Raw genomic sequence first — 22,079 nt, forward strand, 5'->3', positions numbered from 1 at the left:
CATCGAACGGAGAAGCCCGATGGCCGTCGTTTCCAAGAAAATCCCCGCCCCTGACAAGGTTTCCGTCAAGACCGCCTTGCTGTCGGTATCCGACAAAACAGGTATCGTCGAGCTTGCGCGCGCCCTTTCCGATCAAGGCGTCCGGCTTCTATCGACCGGCGGAACCCACAAGGCGATTGCTGCTGCCGGCCTCGATGTCACCGACGTTTCCGACGTTACGGGCTTTCCAGAAATCATGGACGGCCGGGTGAAGACGCTGCATCCCAAGGTGCATGGTGGTCTGCTGGCAATCCGTGACGATGCCGAGCACCAGGAGGCGATGAGGGCACACGGGATTGACGGGATTGATCTCGCCGTCATCAATCTCTATCCGTTCGAAGACGTGCGCGCTGCCGGCGGCGATTATCCGACCACCGTCGAGAACATCGACATCGGCGGTCCGGCGATGATCCGCGCTTCGGCGAAGAACCATGCCTATGTGGCGATCCTGACCGATCCGGCTGACTATGCGGAACTGCTCGAGCAGCTTTCGGCGGATGCCGGACAGACAAGCTATGCGTTCCGTCAGCGCCTTGCCGCCAAGGCGTATGCCCGCACGGCTGCCTATGACGCGATGATCTCCAACTGGTTTGCCGAAGCGCTGTCGATCGACACGCCGCGCCATCGGGTGATCGGCGGCGTTCTCAGGGAAGAGATGCGCTACGGCGAAAACCCGCACCAGAAGGCTGCTTTCTACGTGACCGGCGAGCAGCGCCCTGGCGTTTCGACGGCGGCTCTGCTGCAGGGCAAGCAGCTCTCCTACAACAACATCAACGACACCGACGCCGCCTACGAACTGGTTGCCGAATTCCTGCCGGAGAAGTCGCCGGCCTGCGCGATCATCAAGCACGCGAACCCCTGCGGTGTTGCGACCGGATCGAGCCTCCTCGAGGCCTATCAGCGGGCGCTTGCCTGCGACAGCACCTCGGCGTTCGGCGGCATCATTGCCCTCAACCAGATCCTCGATGCCGAAACGGCCGAAGAGATCATCAAGCTGTTCACCGAAGTCATCATTGCGCCCGGCGTGACCGATGAAGCCAAGGCGATCGTTGCCCGCAAGGCCAATCTACGGCTGCTGGCCGCGGGTGGGCTGCCTGATCCACGTTCTGCCGGTCTGACGGCCAAGACGGTGTCCGGTGGCCTGCTGGTGCAGAGCCGTGACAACGGCATGGTCGAAGACCTTGAGCTGAAGGTCGTGACCAAGCGCGCGCCAACGGCCCAGGAACTCGAAGACATGAAGTTCGCCTTCAAGGTCGCCAAGCATGTCAAGTCGAATGCTGTTGTCTATGCCAAGAACGGCCAGACGGCCGGCATCGGTGCTGGCCAGATGAGCCGTATCGATTCTGCCCGTATCGCCGGCCTGAAGGCCGAGGAAGCTGCCAAGGCGCTCGGTCTGGCTGTTCCGATGACGCATGGCTCTGCCGTTGCCTCCGAGGCGTTCCTGCCGTTTTCCGACGGCTTGCTGTCGATGATTGCTGCCGGTGCAACGTCGGTGATCCAGCCGGGTGGCTCGATGCGCGATCAGGAAGTGATCGATGCGGCCAACGAGCACAACATCGCCATGGTCTTCACCGGCATGCGCCACTTCCGCCACTAAGTCGGAAACGAATACCGGCTACGCCCTGTCCGCCGGATAGGGCGTCCGGATCAGCAGGATCAGCCCGCCCGCCAGAAACAGAACCAGTGTCGCCATGCCCAAGCGCGACGAGCCGGTTGCGTATGTCATCACCGAAAACAAAAGCGTCGCCATGAAGCTGGTGGCGCGGCCAGACAGGGCATAGATGCCGAAATAGCGTCCGGCCTCGCTTGGGCTGACACTGCGCGCCAGATAGGATCGCGACGAGGCCTGCACCGGCCCGAACGCCAAGCCGATGAGCAGGCCGTAGCCGATATAGGCTTTCTCCGCCGCGGTGCCGAACAGGCCGCCGGAATCGGCAGTGGGCAGGGATATCAAACCGAAGAGCGTGTAGCCGGGTCCGGTCGAGACGATGCCTGCGGTGGCAAGCAGCAGCAGCGTCAGGCTGATGAGGATGGTGACCTTCGAGCCGATGCGCGCATCGACACGGCCGGCAATGATGCAGCCGAAAATCGCCACGACATTGAGAATGATGCCATAGATGCCGATCTCGATCGTCGCCCAGCCGAACATGCCGGCTGCAAAGGCGCCGCCAAGGATCAGCAGGCCGTTGACCCCGTCCTGGTAGACCATGCGGGCGATGAGGAAGCGCAGCAGCGGTTTTCGGTGCTTCAATTCGCCCAGCGTATGCCTGACCTCGCGAAGACCGGAGCGGACGGCTGTGGCAAACGGCAAACCGCGTTTGGCATCGGGGGTGAAGAAAAACATCGGCAGCACAAAAATCAGATACCAGACGGCCGAGATCGGCCCGGTGATGCGGGCGTCCTCGCCGGTGTGTGGATCAAGCCCGAACAGCGGATCGAGGCCGAGGATGGTCTTGCCGGTTTCCGGGCTTCCGGCCAGCAGCGCGACCACCGAGATCAGCACGATCATCCCACCGAGATAGCCGAGGCCCCAGGCGGTATTGGAAAGCTTGCCGACCTCTTCCCGGCCAACCAGGCGCGGCATCATGGAATCGTTGAAAACGATCGAGAATTCGGCGGCGATCGAGGCCAGGATCATGAAGATCACCGGATAGATGATCGGCGAGCCGGGCGCTGCAAACCAGAGGCAGCAGAGGCTGGCGATCTTGATCACCGCGAAGAAGCCGATCCAAGGCTTGCGGGCACCGGACTGATCGGCGATCGATCCGAGGATGGGCGAGAGGATGGCGATGATCACCGATGAGATCGTCGCCATGTTGCTCCAGAGCGTCTGGGCCGATACCGGGTCTGCCGTCAGCCTAGCCACAAAATAGGGGCCGAAGATGAAGGTGGTGACGACGGTGAAGAACGGTTGCGCCGCCCAGTCGAAGAACATCCAGCCCCAAATTCCCCTGCGCGACGCGCGCGGGGGCTGTGTTCCCGTTCCCGTCCAGTCAATGCGATTCACCGGTCTGCTCCTGATTTCGGAGCGGACTGTCTCACCTCACCCCGTCTCGCGCAAGATCGGTCAGCAGGCCGGCCGCCACGGTGATGCGGGCGAGGTTCGGATCGCCGCCGTCGCTGAGGCTCGATAGCTCCTCGGCGATGCGATTGATCCTGATCCGATCGCTGGCGTGCCATGCCTGCACCGGCAGCTTTTCCTTGCCGTGGTTGGACAAGGCGGAGGTGACGATGTCGCGCCGGGCGCCGGCGATCTGGTCGAGGCTTCGCGCCAGTGCAAGGTTCTCGTAATGATCCGAGGTGATGATCCGGCCACCTGCGGCAAGCAGTCGACCCACGCGGAAGGTCTGGCTGACGGCAAAGTAGCTCTCGGCGGCGCGTACCAGCGGTTCGCCTGTGCGCTCGGCGATCTGCATGATCTCCGGCACCAGCGCAAAGCCCATAAGATGGGCGATTTCACCCGCCAGTTTTTCCGGTACGCCCGCGCCGTGGTATTCGGTCTGCCGCGCTTCGAGTTCGGGCACGATCTGCCCGGCAAAGATCGGCTGAAGCTTCTTGAAGGCGGTCCGCAACCGTTCGATGGTTTCGGCTATGTCGCCCTTCGCCATCTGCATCTTGAGCAGCAGTCGCGTCAGAACCGTAAAGATATGGCTGATCTCCTCGTAGAGCCGGTTCTGCTGCTGCCCCGAAATCTTGCCGTCCAGCGCATCGGTTTCGGCCCATAGCCGCGCGAGGTCGAAACCATCGCGGGCAATGATGGCTGCTCTTACCACCTCTGACGCCGAAGCGGCCGTCGCATCCATCATGCTGACGGTAAAGCTCGGGCCGCCGCGGTTGATCGCCTCGTTGGCCAGGATCGTCGCAACGATCTCGCGCTTCAGGCGATGGTTGGTAATGTCGGATGCGTTCGACTTGCGCATCTTGGCGGGGAAGTAGTGCGATAGAGTCGCCACGAAATACGGGTCGTCGGGCAGGTTGCTTGCGGCAAGCGCGTCGAAGAGGACGATCTTGGCATAGGACAACAGCACGCCGATTTCCGGCCGGGTCAAAGGCTTGTTGGCGGCATAGCGCTCGGCCATCGTCGCTTCGTCGGGCAGCGTCTCGACCTTGCGGTTCAGCTGCTTGGCCGTTTCGAGAACGGCCATGAAGCGGGCGAGCTCCAATCCATTGGCTGTTCCCTTTCGCTCGGTGAGCGAGATCGCCAGCGACTGCAGATAGTTGTTGCGCAGCACGAGCGTGCCGACTTCTTCCGTCATCGAGGACAGAAGCGTGTCGCGCTTCGGCCGGGTCAGACGGCCGTCATGCATGGCGGCTGCCAGGGCAATCTTGATGTTGACCTCGACGTCGGAGGTGTTGACGCCAGCGGAATTGTCGATGGCGTCCGAGTTGCAGCGTCCGCCCTTCAGGCCGTAGGCAATGCGGCCGCGCTGGGTGACGCCGAGGTTTGCCCCCTCGCCGATGACCTTGGCGCGTACTTCATCGGCGCTGATGCGGATCGGGTCGTTGGCGCGGTCGCCGACATCCGTGTCCGTTTCGGACGCTGCCTTCACATAGGTGCCGATGCCTCCGAACCAGAGCAGGTCAACCGGGCTCCTCAGGATCGCGGCGATGACCTCGAAGGGGGTGGCGACCGTCTTGTCGATCCCGATCGCTGCCGCGGCTTCCGTTGTCAGCGTGACTGATTTCGCCGAGCGGGAAATGATCATCCCACCCTTGGAGAGCAGGCTCTTGTCGAAATCCTGCCAGCTTGAGCGCGGCAGGTTGAACAGGCGCTGCCGTTCGGCCAGCGTCCTCGCCATATCAGGGTCCGGATCGATGAAGATGTCGCGGTGGTCGAAGGCGGCCAGCAGCCGGATCTTCGGCGACAACAGCATGCCGTTGCCAAAGACGTCGCCGGACATGTCGCCAACGCCGGCAACCGTGAATGGGGTCGTCTGGATGTCGATGTCCATTTCGCGGAAATGGCGCTTCACTGTCTCCCAGGCGCCGCGGGCGGTGATGCCCATCTTCTTGTGGTCGTAGCCAGCCGAGCCGCCAGAGGCGAATGCATCGTCGAGCCAGAAGCCAGCTTCCTGTGCCAGTGCGTTGGCGGTGTCCGAGAAGGTCGCCGTGCCCTTGTCGGCGGCGACGACGAAGTAGGGGTCGTCGCCGTCAAGCCGCACGGTGTTTTCAGGCGGTATGATATCGGCACCGGAGATGTTGTCCGTGATCGACAAAAGTGTGCGGATGTAGGTCTTGTAGGCTTCGCGACCTGCATTGAAGATCTCATCGCGATTGCCGCCGATGGGTAGCTTCTTCGGGTAAAAGCTTCCCTTGGCGCCAACGGGAACGATGACAGCGTTCTTAACCTGCTGGGCCTTTACCAGGCCGAGCACTTCGGTGCGATAGTCTTCCGCACGGTCCGACCAGCGAAGCCCGCCGCGGGCCACTCTGCCGAAGCGCAGGTGGACGCCCTCGACCTCGACGCCATAAACGAACATCTCCCGGAAGGGACGTGGCGCCGGCAGACCGTCGATCAGATACGGATCGAGCTTGAAGGCCAGCATCGCCTTGGGCGAGCCATCGGGATTGCGCTGGAAGTAGTTTGTCCGCAGCGTGGAATCGACGACATTGACGTAGCGGCGCAGAATGCGGTCGTCGTCGAGACTTGGAACGTCTGCAAGGGCTGCCTCAATCCTGGCGTGAAGCTCGGTTGCCTTGCGGATGCGCGCCTTTTCGGCAAGCTTCGGGTCGAAACCATCGTGGAACAGCTGGAAAATCAGCGCCGATATGGCCGGGTACTTATCCAGCGTCGTTGCGATGTAATCCTGCGAGTAGGGTATGCCAGCCTGGCGCAAATAGCGTGAATAGGCCCGCAGAACGCTGGTCTCGCGCGCAGAAAGTCCGGCCGAAATGATCAGTCGATTGAAATTGTCGTTGTCGATAATGCCCGAGAAAGCCGCCAGGAACGCTTCTTCGAGGGTCGCGCCGTGGCGTTGCAGGTCGATGTCCGCGCCGCCTTGGGCTTCCAGTTCCATGTCGTGCAGGACCACGAGCGTTTCACTGCCGTCGGCCAATGTCACGTCGATCTCGAAGGTGCCTTCGCTGATGACATTAAAGCCGAGGTTTTCAAGCAACGGGACACGGCGTGACAGCGCAAGCTGGCCGGCGGCGTGGAAAATCTTCAGGCAAAGAAGCGGCGTGCCATCCTTGATGCGGGTATAGAACTCGATGCGGATCTGCTCGTCGGCGGCACACGCCGTGATATCGGCGAGATCGGCGAAGGTTTCCTCAGGAGAGAAGAGATCCTGGTAGGCGTTGCTCACCCGGATTTCCGGCGCCTTCGGGCCGGCCAGCATTGTGAATCGATCATCCCACCGCGCCGTGATGGCCCGGATCGCCTCTTCGAGCTTTGCCTGTGGAATGCGCGGCGTCTTGCCACCGGATCGACCGATAATGAAGTGGACGCGGGCAACGCTGCCCTCCGGGAAAGCCGGGTAATAGGCGGAAACGCGGCCATCATAAATAGTCTTCAGGTAGGCGCCGATTTTCTCTCGGACGATCGAGTCATATTCCTCGCGCGGGACGTAGACGATCACCGAGACGAAGCGGTCGAAGTGATCGATGCGAGGCAGCACCCGGACCCGCGGCCTGTCGGTCAGGTCGTTGATCTGCTCGGCAAAGCTTGCCAACAGGGTGGTGTCGATCTGGAAAAGATCATCGCGCGGGTATGATTCCAGCGTGTTGTCGAGCATGCGCCCGGAATGGCTCATCGGGTCGAAGCCGAAATGCTCCTTCACCTTGTCGATCTTGGAGCGCAGCAGCGGAATCTCGGTCGCCATCGATGTGTAGGCAGTCGAGGTGAACAGGCCGACGATGCGCAGCTCGCCCGTCACGTTTCCATCGGCATCGAACCGTTTCACACCGACGTAATCCATATAGGCGCGACGATGGACGACCGATTTGACGTTGGCCTTGGTGACGATCAGGAAATCGGGGCCATCGAGGAAGGCCAAAATCTCCGGCGTGGTGGTGACGGCATCGCGACCGGTCCGCAGCACCAGCACCTCGGGGTTGGAGAGAATGCCAAGGCCGGTGCCCTTGTCGCGCTCGACCTTGGCGCCGGTGCCCTTGCCGGAATAGACATATTCGCGCATCCCCAAAAGGGTGAAATTCGCATCGCGCAGCCATGTGAGGAAGGCGATGGCCTCGTCGCGATCTGCCTTGCGGCGCCCGACGTTGCGTACTGATAGCTCGTCGATGGCCGTGCCAAGCTTGTCCAGCATCGGCTGCCAATCGGAGACCGCCAATCGGACCTGCTCCAGAACCATCTGGACACGGTTGATCAGAGCGGTGGATTGCCCAGCTGTCAGCGGCGCGAGGTGCAGCTGGATATGGCTGACGCGGTTAGCCGGCTCGCCAGGCATACCGGGAGTATAGAGTTCCGGTGGCTTTCCTTCGTTCATCACAATGATGGGATGTACCGCCATGTACAGATCGCGATAGCTGCTGGTGACCTCGCCCATCACCGATTCGTAAAGGAACGGCATGTTGTGGTCGGTGACGGATAAAACAGAGACGGCCACACCATCGGGCTCGACATTCTCAAGCGTTGTCACGGTGACGCGTGGTAACTTGCCGGTCCATGCAGCAAGCTCTGCCGCGCAATGGACGGCCGAGAGTGCCAGCATCTCAGGCGTGTAGGATTCAAGATCGTCTCCGCTCGCGCGCCCGAAGAGGATTTCAGGTGCGAGGTAGTGCTCACCGGTCGCAGCGGCGATCTTGCTCGCGCTTTCGATCTGCTTGTCCCGTTTCGGATTGTTTCGAGCAGCCATTGACGATGTTCCCCCATTTCCTTGATTGCGGGCAAGTTAGCAGATGGTTCTGGAGAAAAATCGCTAAAATAAGGATATCGATTGCAGTTTTCGTTCGTTTTTTACTGCTCGTCGATCAGTTTCGTAAACTGATCACCCTGATACTCGATTGTGTGTGTCATCTACGTGAACTTTGATCATGCCGTGACGAACGGCTGTTGACAGGCGAACAGCAAAAAGCCGATCAACGCGGGATCGGAATTCGGATCAGAAAATCATGTCGCAGAATGCAGCAGGAGCGGTCATCGTCATATCGAGCCATGTCGTTCGTGGTTCGGTCGGCAATCGCGCAGCCGTGTTTGCGCTGGAGACGCTCGGCCACCAGGTCTGGGCGCTGCCAACCATTGTTCTCCCGTGGCATCCGGGACATGGACGCTCGACCCGTCTGACCTTCGCCGAGGCCGATTTCGATACTGCGGTCGACGATCTCATCCGCGCCCCTTGGATCGGCGAGGTCAAGGCGGTGCTCTCGGGCTATTTCGGCAATGCAGCCCAAGCGCGCTCCGTTGCCCGGCTGGTCGCGGCGCTGCGTGATCGCAATCCCGACCTGTTTTATGTCTGTGATCCCGTCATGGGCGATCTGGGCGGCCTCTACGTGCCCGAAGCGACCGCCGAGGCCATACGCGATCATCTGATCCCGCTGGCGTCGCTGGCGACGCCCAACCGCTATGAGCTTGCCTGGCTCTCCGGAGCGCCGCTGGAGAGCAATACCGACATCATGGAAGCGGCGCTCGCATTGGGTCCGTCGCGGATGCTGGTGACGTCGGCGGTGCCGATGATGTCCGGCGGGACCGGAAATCTCTATCTCTCGGGACGGCATGCGCTGCTTGCCGAACATCGCCTGATCGAAAATCCGCCAAATGGGCTCGGCGATCTGCTGGCCGCGTTGTTCCTCTCGCGATTACAAACCGGTATGGACGATGAACGGGCGCTGCAGCTTGCGACCGCCAGCGTCTACGAAGTGCTGGCGCGCGCTGTAAAGCGTGGCAGCGACGAGCTGACACTGGCCAGCGACGCCTCCAGCCTGTCGACGCCGATGGCCATGGTTCAGATGCGGCATCTGATGCATCCCGCGCAGCGACGGAAGCGCTGATCGCCGCGCTGTTGCTGGATTGTGCCATGCGATATTGATCTTGGCTCGATCACGCTGTAATCGAATAGCATGCAGCGTTTTCCAGACACACTTCTCGACGGCTACCGGAACTTCATGAACGGGCGTTACGCAGACGCCCGCGATCGATACAGGACACTGGCCGAGAACGGCCAGAACCCGAGTACGCTGGTCGTTGCCTGTTCCGACTCGCGCGCCGCGCCCGAGCTGATCTTCGATGCCGGGCCTGGCGAGCTGTTCGTCATCCGCAATGTGGCCAACATGGTACCGCCCTATGAGCCGGACGGGCATTTCCATGCCACGTCGGCAGCACTGGAGTTTGCGGTGCAGGCCTTGAAGGTGACGGACATTGTCGTGATGGGGCATGGACGCTGTGGCGGTATCCGCGCGGCGCTGGACCAGGACGGCGAGCCTTTGTCGCCGGGCGATTTCATCGGACGCTGGATGTCACTGGTGCGGCCGGCCGCCGAGCAGATCCAGAGCAATGATGTGATGACGCCGGGCGAGCGGCAGACCGCGCTCGAGCGGGTATCGATCCGTAACTCGATCGACAATCTCAGGACGTTTCCGGAGATCAAGGCGCTCGAGGAAGCCGGCAAGATCCATCTTCACGGTGCCTGGTTCGACATTTCAACCGGCGAGCTCTGGGTGATGGATGCCGAAAGCCGTGATTTCATCCGGCCGGAAGTCTGAGCTGCCAGAACGCTCCAGCAAACGAAAAAGCGCCGAAGTTTCCCTCGGCGCTCCTCAAGCCTATTTGAATAAATCTCAGTTCGCGTCGATCTGCTTGCCGATGTAGGCGATCGCCTGCTGGTAGACCGTGGCGGCATTCCAGCCTGAAATGGCTGCAAAATTGGTTTCGCCGGGCTGATAACCGGCGCCTGGCTGCCATCCGTGGCCTCTCAGGAAGTTTGCGGTCGACGCCAGTGCATCGGCGCGGGAACCGACCATATCGACACGACCGTCGCCATCGCCATCGGCACCGAAGAGCACGACGTTGCGGGGAAGAAACTGCGTCTGGCCGATTTCGCCATGGGCTGCACCACGGGCCTGTGGGCTGAGGAAGCCTTCACCCACGAGCTGAAGGGCAGCGTAGAGCTGATCGGTGAAGTAGGCCGAGCGGCGGCAATCATAGGCAAGCGTGGAGACCGCTGACATGGTGTGCTGCGTTCCCATGTAGTTGCCGAAGCCTGTTTCCATGCCCCAGATCGCGATCAGCGGGCCGGCGGGGACGCCATACTTGCGCTCGATTGCGGCAAAGAGCGCCGCGTTGGCGCGCTTCATGCCCTTGCCGCGCGAAATGATCGTCTGGCCGCCGCGCTTCTGCATGAAGGCATCGAAGGAGAGCTTGAAGCTCTTCTGGCCGCGGTCGGCCGAAATTGTCGGCTTGTTGTAGACGACATTGGCGAAGGCGCGGTCGAGAACCGAACGGTTGACGCCGTTGGCTGCTGCTTCCTGCTTGAAGGCAACGACCCAGTCGTTGAAGCCTGCGCCGGTGTTGCCGCATTGCGGTGCGGCGTTGGCAATGGATGGAACTGCCTGGAAAATGGCGAGCGCTGCCGCTGCCGCCAGAAAAAGTCTTGTCATGCGCATCAAATACCCCGATCCCGATCAGCCTAGCCTTGAACCGGGCGGGAGCCCCGTTATCGGCGATATTGTTATGGTTATCCTTTTGGCAAGCGCGGGACGCCAAGATGGTACCCCGCGCTTTTGGATAAGCCTTAACTTAAGTAACGGGCTTAACAAGACATGGTTAATAAAATATTCAGGCGGCCTGCTTGCGTGGCTTCACAAGTCCGCGATTGATCAGCAATTCTGCGATCTGGATCGCGTTCAGCGCGGCACCCTTGCGCAGGTTGTCTGAAACCACCCAAATATTCAGGCCATTTTCGACCGTCGCATCTTCGCGAATACGCGAAATGAAGGTCGCGTCCTCGCCGGCAGATTCGTAAGGGGTGATGTAGCCGCCGTCTTCATGCTTGTCGATGACGAGGCAACCGGGTGCTTCGCGCAGGATATCGCGGGCCTGATCGGCGGTGATCTCGTTTTCAAACTCGATGTTCACCGATTCGGAGTGGCCGATGAACACGGGTACGCGCACGGCCGTGCAGGTGACCTTGATCTTCGGGTCCAGCATCTTCTTGGTTTCCGCCAGAACCTTCCACTCTTCCTTCGTGTAGCCGTCTTCCATGAAGCTATCGATATGCGGAATGACGTTGAAGGCGATCCGCTTGGTGAACTTCTTGGTTTCGACCGTACCGGCAACGAAGACAGCGCGGGTCTGGGTGAAGAGTTCGTCCATGCCTTCCTTGCCGGCACCTGATACCGACTGGTAGGTCGAGATGACGACGCGCTTGATCTTGGCGAAGTCATGCAGCGGCTTCAGCGCCACGACGAGCTGCGCCGTCGAGCAATTCGGATTGGCAATGATGTTGCGCTTGGTGAACTGGGTGATCGCATCGGGGTTCACCTCAGGCACGATCAAAGGAACATCCTGATCGTAACGCCATGCGGAGGAGTTATCGATGACGATGCATCCCTGGGCACCGATCTTTGGCGACCACTTCTTGGACACTTCACCACCAGCCGACATCAGGCAGATATCGGTGTCCGAAAAATCGTAGTTTTCGAGGTTCATGACCTTCAGCGTCTTGTCGCCATAGGAGACTTCGAGGCCCTGCGAGCGCGCGGACGCGAGTGCGACGACTTCATCGGCAGGAAAACCGCGTTCGGAGAGGATGTTGAGCATTTCCCGGCCCACATTTCCGGTCGCGCCCGCAACTGCAACTTTAAAACCCATTTCTCAAGCTCTCTTTCTCATCTCTCCTCTTGTTCGGTGAGGGGGGAAGGCGCGGAACGATCGCGGCTTCCTGTCCCCAGCCGAGCCGGGGAGAGAGCGGCAGGCCAGAGACGTCAGACGGTTTTCGTCGTCGTTTTGGCCTTGGTTTTGGAAGAAACCGGAACAAGGATTCCCATCCGGGCAACTGGTGCCTGGTCATTGCAAACAGCAATGGCGTGTTCTTGACGAACCATGGATTTTCCTTTTCCACCGCTGCTCATAAAAGGTTTTCGAGAGGAGTCAAGGTTTTTGAGTGAAAAGCCGCCCGTGGCGATGTCACAGGCGGCCTGCCTTCGGGTCTACTTTCGGTCCATGTTGCGTCCGCGATCCGCGCTCACGGTAACGGGGCGCATGCCGCCGCTTTGAGCAGCATTGGCGGAGCTTGCCTTGCCGAGCTTGCGCTTGCGTTCAAGATGATACGCATAGGCGAACTGGATGGCGACGCCGAGTGCAACGAAGATCGGTCCGACGATCTTGTCGCCATTGTTGATGTAGAGAACGACCTGACCGACCATCGCCAGAATGGTGCCGGCGACAAAGATGTTGAGCGAGTGGCGACCGAAAATCACCAGCGGATTGTCCTCCGGCCGACGCAGCAGGCTGGAGATGGCGTTGATGTTGAGAACCAGATAGGTCAGCGCGAGGACATGCAGCAGCCGTGGCAGCGACAGGAAGGTCTTGTCGAAGCCTGTTATGACCGGCGGCAGGCCGAGCGATGCCAGTGTGTTTCCTATACCCCACAGCTGGCCGACGACCCAGGCGAAGGAGAGGGCGACATAGCCTGCGGCCAGCGCCATCAGCAGGGGATGCTGCGGTAGCTTGCCGCCGCGACGGACATGCATCATGCCGACGATGCCGATCGTGAAGAGAAACTGCCACGACAGCGGGTTGAGGAACCAGTAGCCTTCGATCAGCATGTTGTGCGGGGCGATTTCAAAGATGCCCGACAGCAACCAGACGGCACCCGAAACGGCCAGCGCGAGCAGCGGGCTCCTGGCTTCCAGCAATAGGATGATCGGGATCATCAGCATCAGGGCGCCGTACATGGGCAGGATGTTGTTATAGCCGATCTGGTGTCCGAGCAGCAGTAGCGACGGAATCCCTGCCTGCGGATTTGTGAGGACCGCGAGGATATTGATCTCGCAGAGAAGTCCGGGCCGGTGGAACAGCCATGCACCCGTGAGAAACAGCGCCAGCGTCATGAATGTCGTGATCATATGGGCGAGGTAGAGCGTGAAGGCACGCTTCGTTGACTTCTTGGCGGTCTCGAACCAGGCGCCAATCTTGAAGCGTGACCCGTAGGCGATACCGACGGCGATCCCTGAGATCAGCACGAAGGCTTCGGCTGCATCCGAGAAGCCGTAATTCTTGGTGGTCAGATGCTCGAAGATCTGGCCGGGAACGTGATTGATGAAGATGGTGATCAGCGCCAACCCGCGCAGAACGTCCAAGCGCGTGTCACGTTTCGATGGTGCCGCGGTCGCAATCGTGCGTCCTGCACCGAACGTAATTTCGGGCGTCTTTACCATTGACCTCTCCATGCTTCCATTTTGCAAACGCAGTTGCGGCCAAAAGGTTTCCCCTTTGGCCGCAACGAATCGCCGGATGGCTTGCCTGAAAAGTGCTGTTATCCGACCGGATATCCCTCTTCGGGATCGGTGACTTGACGTCCGTTGACCGTCAGATCGTATCCTCTCGGATGGGACGATTTTGAGACCGAAATGAGGTATTTGCTCCCGGCGTGTTCCATTTCTGCGGAGAAGCCTTCCCAGGTGCTCGGCAGTGCCGGGCTGACATGGATGCGGCCGTTCTTGAGACGAATCCCGAGAATGCCCTCCACGGCTGCGCGGTAGAGCCAGCCGGCCGAGCCTGTATACCAGGTCCAGCCACCGCGACCGGTCAGCGCGCCGTCGCCATAGACGTCGGCGGCAATCACGTAAGGTTCGACACGATAGTGTTCGGCCGAGGCCGGGTCCTTGGCATGGCTGATCGGGTTCAGCAGGTCGAAGCAGCGCAGGGCGTCGTCGCCGCGATTGAGTTCGGCCAGCGCCATGACCACCCAGGTGGCAGCATGGGTGTACTGGCCGCCATTTTCGCGGACGCCGGGCGGATAGGCCTTGATATAGCCCGGGTCCTTGGCCGAGTTGACGAAGGGCGGGGTGAACAGGCGGATGATCCGCGCGTCGTTGTCGACCAGCTTTTCGAGAACCGAGTCCATGGCCATGGCGGCATGAGCCGGATCGCCTTCGCCTGACAGAACGCTCCAGGACTGCGCGATCGAATCGATCTGGCACTCAAGGCTTTCGGTCGAGCCGAGCAGGCTGCCGTCGTCGAAGGTGCCCCGGCGATAGTGGGCGCCGTCCCAGGCTGCCGTCTCGAGTGCCGCCTTGAGCTCGGTCAGGTGCTTGCTCCAGCGCTCGACACGAGCCGTATCGCCACGTTCCTGGGCGACAGTGGTGAATGAGCGCAGGGCGCCGGCCAGGAACCAGCCAACCCACACGCTCGTGCCCTTGCCGCCGATGCCGACGCGGTTCATGCCGTCATTCCAGTCTCCGCCGAGGAACAGCGGCAGGCCGTTTTCTCCCTTGCGGGCGATGGCGAGATCAAGCGCGATGGCTGCATGCTCGTAGATGCTGACCTTCTCCTCGGAGGTTTCCGGCCGGTAGAACGAGTCGTGCTGGCCCTGAAGCAGTGCTGGTCCCTCGATGAACGAGAGTTGCTCGTCAAGAACGCTCTTGTCTCCCGTCACCGTGCAATAGTGGTGCACGGCATAGGCCAGCCAGACGACATCGTCGGAGATCAGCGTACGGACACCGGCGCCCGTTCCCGGCAGCCACCAATGCTGGACGTCACCTTCGCGGAACTGACGCGAGGCGGCGTTGACGATCTGCTTGCGGGCGATAGACGGCTCGTGAAGCACGAATGCCAGCGTATCCTGCAGCTGATCGCGAAAGCCGAAAGCGCCGCTGGCCTGGTAGAAGGCGGTGCGTGCCATGATGCGGCAGCCGAGGCTCTGGTAAGGCAGCCAGGTGTTGATCATGGTGTTCATCGCCTGATCCGGCGTCGAGATCTGCAGCTTGCCGGTGAAGCCCTGCCAGAAGCTGCGGTTCGCCTGAACCGCGTCATCGAACTGGGTCTTGCGGATATCGGCAATCAGCGCGCGGGCTTCTTCCTTGGTTGCCGTGTCGCCGAGGTACAATACGATATCGCGCTCCTCGCCGGCGGCGAGATCGATATCGATCGCCAGCGCTGCCGCTGGGTCGCCATCCAGATCGACACTGCTCGACAGGTTGGAAGCCGGGCTGATGGCTGCTGGCGTCTGGATGTTGCCAGCCTTGCCGATGAATTCGCGGCGGCTCGCCGTATAGCCAGCGAGCGCTTCGCTGGCAGCAAAGAAAGCAACACGGCCGGAATAGTCGATGCTGTAATTGTTGCTGGCAAAGAGGGCGCCCGTCTCGGCGTCATGTTCGGAGAGGATGAACGGTGCCGTCTTCTGCGGGTTGTTGCCAAGCACCCACTCGACGTAGCCGTAGAGACGAAGCTTGCGTGCACCGCTGCCATTGTTGCGCAGCCGCAGGCGCTGCAGCTTCACCGGCCTCTCGCGATCGACCGTCTGGGTCAGTTCCAGATCCACATCGTTCTGGACGCTGGAGAAGACCGAGTAGCCGAGGCCGTGGCGGGCCTCGAACTGGATGTCAGACCGGTTCGACAGAGCCGCAAACGGGGTCATCACCGCGCCGCAGTCACGATCGACCAGGTAGATCGCTTCGCCCGGACGGTTGACCACCGCGTCGTTCGACCATGGCGTCAGCTGGTAGTCGCGCGAGTTGGTGCTCCAGGTGAAGCCGGCGCCTTCGGCCGAGACGTGGAAGCCGAACTTCTCATTCGAGATCACGTTGATCCACGGCTGCGGCGTTGCGTGGCCGCCTGGAATGCGCACGACATATTCGCGCCCATCGCCGGAGAAGCCGCCGATACCGTTCCAGAAGTTGAGATCGCCGTGTTCTTCGATCACCAGCGTGGACACGGACGCCTTGGCGACCGGCGCCGTGCGCTTGGAGCGGGACTTGGACGTATTGGTCTGCTCAAGCTGCAGCTGCTCTTCCTTGGTCGGGGCAAACAGTGCCACGGCACGGTTGATCTGATCGATGATCTTGCCGTTCTTGGCGTGGAAGGTGACACGCGAGGCGGAGATCAGCGCGTGATAGGTCGATTCCTCCATCAGATCCTTGCGGACGGTGAAGATGTGCTGGCGCAATCCATCGGCTTGGCCGAGACGGCGCACGTTTTCGGCCATCTGGTCGACGGCGTGCTGCATGTCCTGCGCATAGGATGAAGCGCGCTCGTTCATGATGACGAGATCGGCGGTGACGCCGCGCGAGCGCAGGTATTCCTGTGCCAGCAAGGCTTCCTTGGCGATGTCGAGATCCATGTCGTCGTTGATGCGCAGGGTGAAGATCGGGAAGTCACCCGAGATCGCCAGCGGCCAGAGAGACGATTGGGACTGCATGCCGGCCTGTACCGCGGCTGCATCCGCACGCAGATACATGTCGGGATAGACCAGGTGACGGCCGAGATGCTGGAAGGCGGATGCCTGCTGCGAGGTGACGCCGACGTGGCGCATCTGCACCTGCGTGCGTGTCCAAGCCTGGACGAGTTCGTGGTTGAAGGCGTCCGCATGGCGATAGCGATCGATCGCCTGATCAACTTCGTTGCGGGTCGGTGCGGCGATCGTCCAGAAGATGACGCTGACCTTCTTGCCGGCCGGTACACGCACGGTGCGACGGAGCGAAAGGACCGGATCGAGCGTGAAGCCGTCGGTGCCCGACAGCGTGGCGCCCTGATCGAATGCCGCAGCATTGCCCAGGGTGCGGCCACGGCCGAGGAACTTGCGGCGGTCGGTCTCGAACTCGGTGTGGCGGGTCGCGCCGGCGTTGTCGACGATCAGGTGGGCGACCGCCATGTTCGGCTCGTTGGCGTCGCGCTTGTTGCGCTCGACACGAATGACGTCGCCGCGCTTGCCGATCTCCGTCTTGACGAACATTCGGGCGAAGGCCGGATGGGCGTTGTCGGTATCGTCGCTGGCAAGAACCGGCTCGAGGTAGGAGGTCACTTCGATGAAGCGGTCTTCCGAACCGGTGTTGAGCAGCGTCAACCGGCGGCCTTCGGCATCGTGCTCGGTGGCAACGATGCATTCGACTTCGCTGGTCAGTTCGCCGACCGTCTTGGTGAACTCGGCCTTCTCATCGGCAAAGAGAACCCGGACCTGCTCGCCTTCAATGCTTTTCGGCTCGGCGGTGGCAGACCACCATTCGTTGGTGGTGGTGTCACGCAGGAAGATGAAGGTGCCCCAGCGGTCCTCGGTCGGGTCCGGCTTCCATCGGGAAACCGACTGGCCGTTCCAGCGCGAATAGCCGGCACCGGTGGCGGTCAGCATCAGCGAGTAGTGGCCGTTGGAGAGGAAGACGAGTTCGCGGTCGCGGGCTGCAGGATCGAAGATCTTGCGGATTTCCGGGCGCAACAGGTCATCCTGGATGCTGGCGGGTGTATCGGACTCGTGTTTGCCGCTCATCATCGGGATGTCGCGCGGCGCCTTTTCCTGCAGCATAAGTTCTGCCGCTTCGATCACCGGATCGGAGTGGAAGAGTTCGCGCAGATGGCCGTTGAAGGCGACGTTGGCGACCGCTGCAATCGACATGCCATGGTGGTGGGCATAGTAGTTGTAGACGATCGCGCAGGTCTTGCCTTCAGGAACGCGGGTCGGGGTGAAATCGACGGCGTCATGGAAGCCATACTTTCCAAGCGCGCCGAGCTTGCGCAGGCGCTCGAGGTTTTCAACCGCTGCCGGCGGGTTGTACTGGCTGGCGAGGATCGATGCGTAAGGCGCGATGACGGCGTTGTGGCCGAGGCCGCGCTTCAGGCCAAGCGTCGGGACACCGAAGTTGGTATACTGGTAGTTGAGGTTGTGGTCGCGGGCGTTGAACGCCGCTTCCGAGATGCCCCACGGGATACCCAGCTTGCGAGCGTAGTTCATCTGCTCGACCACGACCAGGTTATTGGTCTGGTTGAGGATACCACCGCCACGCTCCTGCATGACCAGAGGCGGCATCAGATATTCGAACATCGAGCCGGACCAGGAGACCAGCGCGCCGCGCGAGCCGACCGGCACGACCTGGCGGCCGAGGCGGTACCAGTGTTCTGTCGGCAGGTCGCCCTTGGCGATGCCGAACAGGCTGGTGAGGCGGCATTCCGATGCCAGCAGGTCATAGCAGGCCTGATCGAGCTCGCCGCTTTCGACGCGGTAGCCGATCGAGAGCAGGCGACGTTCCGGGCGGAACAGGAAGCCGAAGTCCATGGAGAAAGCGAGATCGCGGGCCTTGTCGCGCAGTGCCGTCAGGCGCGGGCGCAGGGCATCGATGTTGGCGAGGTCGAAGGTGCTGTCGGAAATATGCGCTTCGCAGACCTTGACCAGCGATTCGGCCCACTGGGTGACCTCGCCGCTGAGCGCCGACTTCACTTCGTGGTCGAGATTGGCCGCCAGCTTCTGGATGTCGCGGGCCAGCACCGAGAGGTTGATGATGCGGATGGAGGCGAACTCATGCTCGCGCTTGACGGCTGCGAGCGCGTTCTGGAAGCCGATGATGCGTTCCTCCAGACGGCGGCGCAGCGGGCGGACGGTCTTGCGATCATCCGGCAGTTCGGCCAGCACTTCGGCGAGAATGCCCGAGGTGTCGCCGACACCGTCGAGGTTGCCCTGCATATGCGCTGACGGTGCCTCGGCCCAGTTGCGGCAGGCCGACGAGATGGCGATCAGGTGGCCGGCGAGATTGCCGCTGTCAACAGCGGATACATAGCGCGGTCCAAGCGTCTCCAGGGTGTCGGTGTGGTACCAGTTGAACAGATGGCCGCGGAACTTTTCCATCTTGTCGACGGTGGCAATGGTTTGCTCAAGGCGCTCGATGGTTTCCTCGAACGAGAACCAGCCGAACTGCCGACCGGAGACGACCGAAAGCAGGTAGACGCCGATGTTGGTTGGCGATGTCCGTGTGGCGACGATGACGTGCGGGGTTTCCTGGACGTTGTCAGGCGGCAGGAAGTTCTGCTCGGCGGTGGTGAACGTCTCGAAATAGCGCCATGTGCGGCGGGCGATCTTGCGCAGGTCGTTGGAAACGGATTCTGCCACTTCCAGCCGGTCTTCGGTTTCGGCGGACTGGCTGACGTAATAGGCGACCAGCGGCGACAGGACCCAGAGTGCGGCGAAGGGAATACCGACCAGGAATGCCTTGTCGCCGGATAGGACTGCGAAAGCGAGGCCGAGCAGGGCCAGCACAGGTGCGTGCCACATGGCCCTGTAATAGGACCTGACGGTGCCCTGCTTGCCGGCCTGAACGCTGGCTGCTGTCTTCCACTGCAGCATCAGCTTGTGGCTGACAAACAGGCGGTAGAGCGACCGGCCGATGGCATCCGCCATCATGCAGGCACCGTCGGCGATGAAGACGATGCGGAGCGCGACCTGGGCGTTGGCTGCGCGGATATCGGACCAGACGGTGTAAAGGTGGGCGCGGGCAACGATATCGCTGGTGCGCGGGATAATGCCGTTGATAAGCGACAGCGTCGGAGCAACGAACAGGCAGAAGATCAGTACGATCTGCCAGATCAGGGCGCCGAGCGGATCCATGAAGTACCAGCCAAGTACGGATGCGAAGAACCAGGCGATCGGGGTCAGCGAGCGGCGCAGGTTGTCGAACATCTTCCAGCGGCCGAGCGCGGTGACGCCGTGCGTGGTGCTGAACATGTAAGGCAGGAGCTGCCAGTCGCCGCGCGCCCAGCGATGCTGGCGCGAGGTTTCGACTTCGTAGCGGGTCGGGAAATCCTCGACGAGCTCGAGATCGGTGACCAGCGCGCAGCGGGCCATAGAGCCTTCGAGAAGGTCGTGGCTAAGAACGGAGTTCTCCTCGATGCGGCCCTTCAGGGCAGCTTCGAAGGCATCGACGTGGTAGAGGCCCTTGCCGGTAAAGGTGCCCTCGCCTGCAAGGTCCTGATAGACGTCGGAGACGGTGAAGACGTACGGGTCGAGACCGCGGTTGATCGAGAAGACGCGCTGGAAGACGGAAGCGTCCTCACCCGTCGTCAGCGACGGCGTGACACGCGGCTGCAGAACGCCATAGCCGCTTTCGACGCGGCCGGTCTCCGGATTGATCACCGGGCGGTTGGTCGGGTGGTAGAGCTTGCCGACCAACTTGGTGACGGTATCGCGCATCAGGCGCGTATCGGCATCAAGGGTCATCACATACTGGACGTTCTCGGGCACGATGTTGGCGCCCGGTAGATAGGTGGTGTCGCGGTCGCCGCGCAGCAGCATGTTCAGCTCATGCAGCTTGCCGCGTTTGCGCTCCCAGCCCATCCACGCGCCTTCCGAAGGATTGTAGAGGCGGCGGCGGTGCAGGAGGTAGAAGCGGGTCTTGCCATCATAGGCATAGCGGGCCGAAAGGTTGGCGACTTCGCGGCGGGCGTAGTCGAGCACTTCGAGGTCGGCGGTCGTTTCCTCGACCTGGCTGTCCGGCCAGTCGCTGAGCAGCGCAAAGTAGATCTCGCCGCGCGGATTGGCGAGGTAGTGCACCTCGATGTTGCGGACCAGTTCGTCAACGCTGTCGCGGTTGGAAATCAGGCAGGGGACGACCAGCAGCGTGCGGGCGTCCTCGGGAATGCCTTCCTTGAACTCGTAGCCGACGAGGCGTGCCGGGGTGACGAAGAAGGACAGTACCGTATTGAACAGGCCGGTCGCGCCTTCGGAGGCCGGTAGCGAGAACATGATCAGCAAAAGGATGATTTCGGCTGCGCCCATGCCGGCGCCAGCCATGAAGCGTCCGACGACGACCATCGCAAGGACGGTCAGCAACAGCACTGGGACGGCGATCGACAGCCAGTTGAAGCGCCGCACGGCGCGGACGAAATGCTGCACAAGCGTCGGCCTGTAGGTCGCTCTCGCCTCCAGCTTCGGACGCTGAGCGCCGGCGAGGAAACCACCGACGTTCGGCTCATGCGGCTGGTCTTCGCCGGAGGCTTTCGCCTCTTCCGTCATGTCGAGCGCCAGCTGGGCGATCTCCATTTCGGTCATGGTCGAGCGTTTGGCGAGCTTTTCGATCTGCTTGCGGTACTTATTGCGCGAGCCGGAATCGAGAAGGCCGTAGTCGGAATTGTCCCATAGGAGCTTATCGACATGGCTGACCTGCTCGACCCAGACGGACCATTCGGTATCGTCGATCTCGCGCAGGCTGCGGATGATGTTGCCCATCGTCACGTTGCCGGAGGACAGGCGGCTGTGTTCAGCCATCGTCGTCGCTTCGGTGTCGCGGCCGAGCGCTTCCAGGCGCTCGTCGAGCCAGGAGATGGCAACGCTCGAGGTCTGCGAGCCGTCGCGCATGCGGTAGAGGAACTGCGTCGAGAAGGTGTTGTCTTCGGCGAGCGGTTCCAGGGTTCGCAGATATTCGGCGGCCTTTGCCGGGTCGGTCAGGCGGACCAGTTCATCGGCCGCCTCGTTGGCGCGGCGGCGCATGCGGCGGCTGCGTTCAACGCGGATGGAAATGCGGCGCAGGTTTTCGACCAGCACATAACGCACCAGCGAAGGCAGCGCCCATAGCTCGCCGATCCGCAGGGTTTCATGTTCCTGGAAGCCATCCACCAGCGCCGTCAGGCTTTCCTGCGAGATGGTGCTGTGGGTATGCGCGACATAGAGCCAGGCAAGTGCCAGCGTACGCGGGATCTGGGTGCCGTTGACATCGATCGTCGGCAGCTCGCGATAGAAGCGCTTGGGGAAGTCACGGCGGACTTCCTGGATCGCTTCCTCGACAATGTAGTGGTTATCCAACAGCCATTCGGCGGCCGGCGTGATGGTCTCGCCGGCCTCCACATCTGCCGCGGTCGTGCGGTAGACGCGCAGGATTTCCTTTTCGTTCTCCTTGTGCCGGGCGAAGAAGTCGAAAGGCGCAAAGGCGACCAGCGAATTAACGCCTGAGGTAGCAGCGGATGCGCCCATCGCCTTTATGTCTTCAATCGACATGTAGGTCGAGCGGATCGAGTCGTTATGATCGATCTGCTTGGTTTCGGACTCGCGGGACGGGCTCGGAGACGTGGGGGAAATAGACATGGGTTCGGTTCTGGATCCAAACAAAGTTATGGGTAATTAGGGCTGCCTTGTGCACTGCCAAATATGACTGCCGCATGAACAATGCCGGTC

General features: G+C 61.4%; 10 protein-coding genes. 3 read left to right on the forward strand and 7 right to left on the reverse strand.

The annotated features are described in order from the left end of the window. Positions 1–19: 19 nt before the first annotated feature. A complete protein-coding gene (purH, locus tag GVL52_RS12780) occupies positions 20–1,636 on the forward strand; it encodes a bifunctional phosphoribosylaminoimidazolecarboxamide formyltransferase/IMP cyclohydrolase (RefSeq protein ID WP_160007582.1) in 1,617 nt (538 codons plus the stop codon). 18 nt (positions 1,637–1,654) lie between these two features. Here the strand turns inward: purH and GVL52_RS12785 are convergent, their stop codons facing one another. Both GVL52_RS12785 and GVL52_RS12790 read right to left on the reverse strand, forming a co-directional pair. Continuing rightward, a complete protein-coding gene (locus GVL52_RS12785; RefSeq protein ID WP_160007584.1) occupies positions 1,655–3,046 on the reverse strand; it encodes an MFS transporter in 1,392 nt (463 codons plus the stop codon). Between the two features lie 31 nt (positions 3,047–3,077). After that, positions 3,078–7,853 (reverse strand): NAD-glutamate dehydrogenase, encoded by a 4,776-nt coding sequence (locus GVL52_RS12790; protein WP_160007586.1) that lies wholly within the window; start codon positions 7,851–7,853, stop codon positions 3,078–3,080. A 256-nt stretch (positions 7,854–8,109) separates the two neighbouring features. Between GVL52_RS12790 and pdxY the strand changes: the two genes are divergently transcribed. Then, on the forward strand, positions 8,110–8,985 hold the full coding sequence (gene pdxY, locus GVL52_RS12795; RefSeq protein ID WP_160007588.1) for a pyridoxal kinase PdxY: 876 nt from the start codon (positions 8,110–8,112) through the stop codon (positions 8,983–8,985). A 69-nt stretch (positions 8,986–9,054) separates the two neighbouring features. Continuing rightward, a complete protein-coding gene (locus GVL52_RS12800; RefSeq protein WP_160007590.1) occupies positions 9,055–9,696 on the forward strand; it encodes a carbonic anhydrase in 642 nt (213 codons plus the stop codon). 75 nt (positions 9,697–9,771) lie between these two features. Here the strand turns inward: GVL52_RS12800 and GVL52_RS12805 are convergent, their stop codons facing one another. The 5 genes from GVL52_RS12805 to GVL52_RS12825 all read right to left on the reverse strand — a co-directional run bounded on the left by GVL52_RS12805 (position 9,772) and on the right by GVL52_RS12825 (position 21,989). Next, positions 9,772–10,596 carry a lytic transglycosylase domain-containing protein gene (locus tag GVL52_RS12805; protein WP_160007592.1) on the reverse strand — a complete coding sequence of 275 codons (825 nt, stop codon included), beginning with the start codon at positions 10,594–10,596 and terminating at the stop codon, positions 9,772–9,774. A 172-nt stretch (positions 10,597–10,768) separates the two neighbouring features. Beyond that, a complete protein-coding gene (locus tag GVL52_RS12810; RefSeq protein WP_160007594.1) occupies positions 10,769–11,803 on the reverse strand; it encodes an aspartate-semialdehyde dehydrogenase in 1,035 nt (344 codons plus the stop codon). A 113-nt stretch (positions 11,804–11,916) separates the two neighbouring features. Beyond that, positions 11,917–12,117, reverse strand: a complete 201-nt coding sequence (locus GVL52_RS12815) for a hypothetical protein (RefSeq protein ID WP_160007960.1) — start codon at positions 12,115–12,117, stop codon at positions 11,917–11,919. 24 nt (positions 12,118–12,141) lie between these two features. Then, positions 12,142–13,371 (reverse strand): OpgC family protein, encoded by a 1,230-nt coding sequence (locus GVL52_RS12820; RefSeq protein ID WP_160007597.1) that lies wholly within the window; start codon positions 13,369–13,371, stop codon positions 12,142–12,144. A gap of 98 nt (positions 13,372–13,469) precedes the next feature. Next, positions 13,470–21,989: a glucoamylase family protein gene (locus GVL52_RS12825; protein WP_160007599.1), complete on the reverse strand. Its 8,520-nt coding sequence runs from the start codon at positions 21,987–21,989 to the stop codon at positions 13,470–13,472. Positions 21,990–22,079: the final 90 nt, after the last annotated feature.

Source organism: Rhizobium sp. 18055, assembly GCF_902706285.1.
In the GTDB taxonomy this organism is placed as follows: Bacteria; Pseudomonadota; Alphaproteobacteria; order Rhizobiales; family Rhizobiaceae; genus Rhizobium.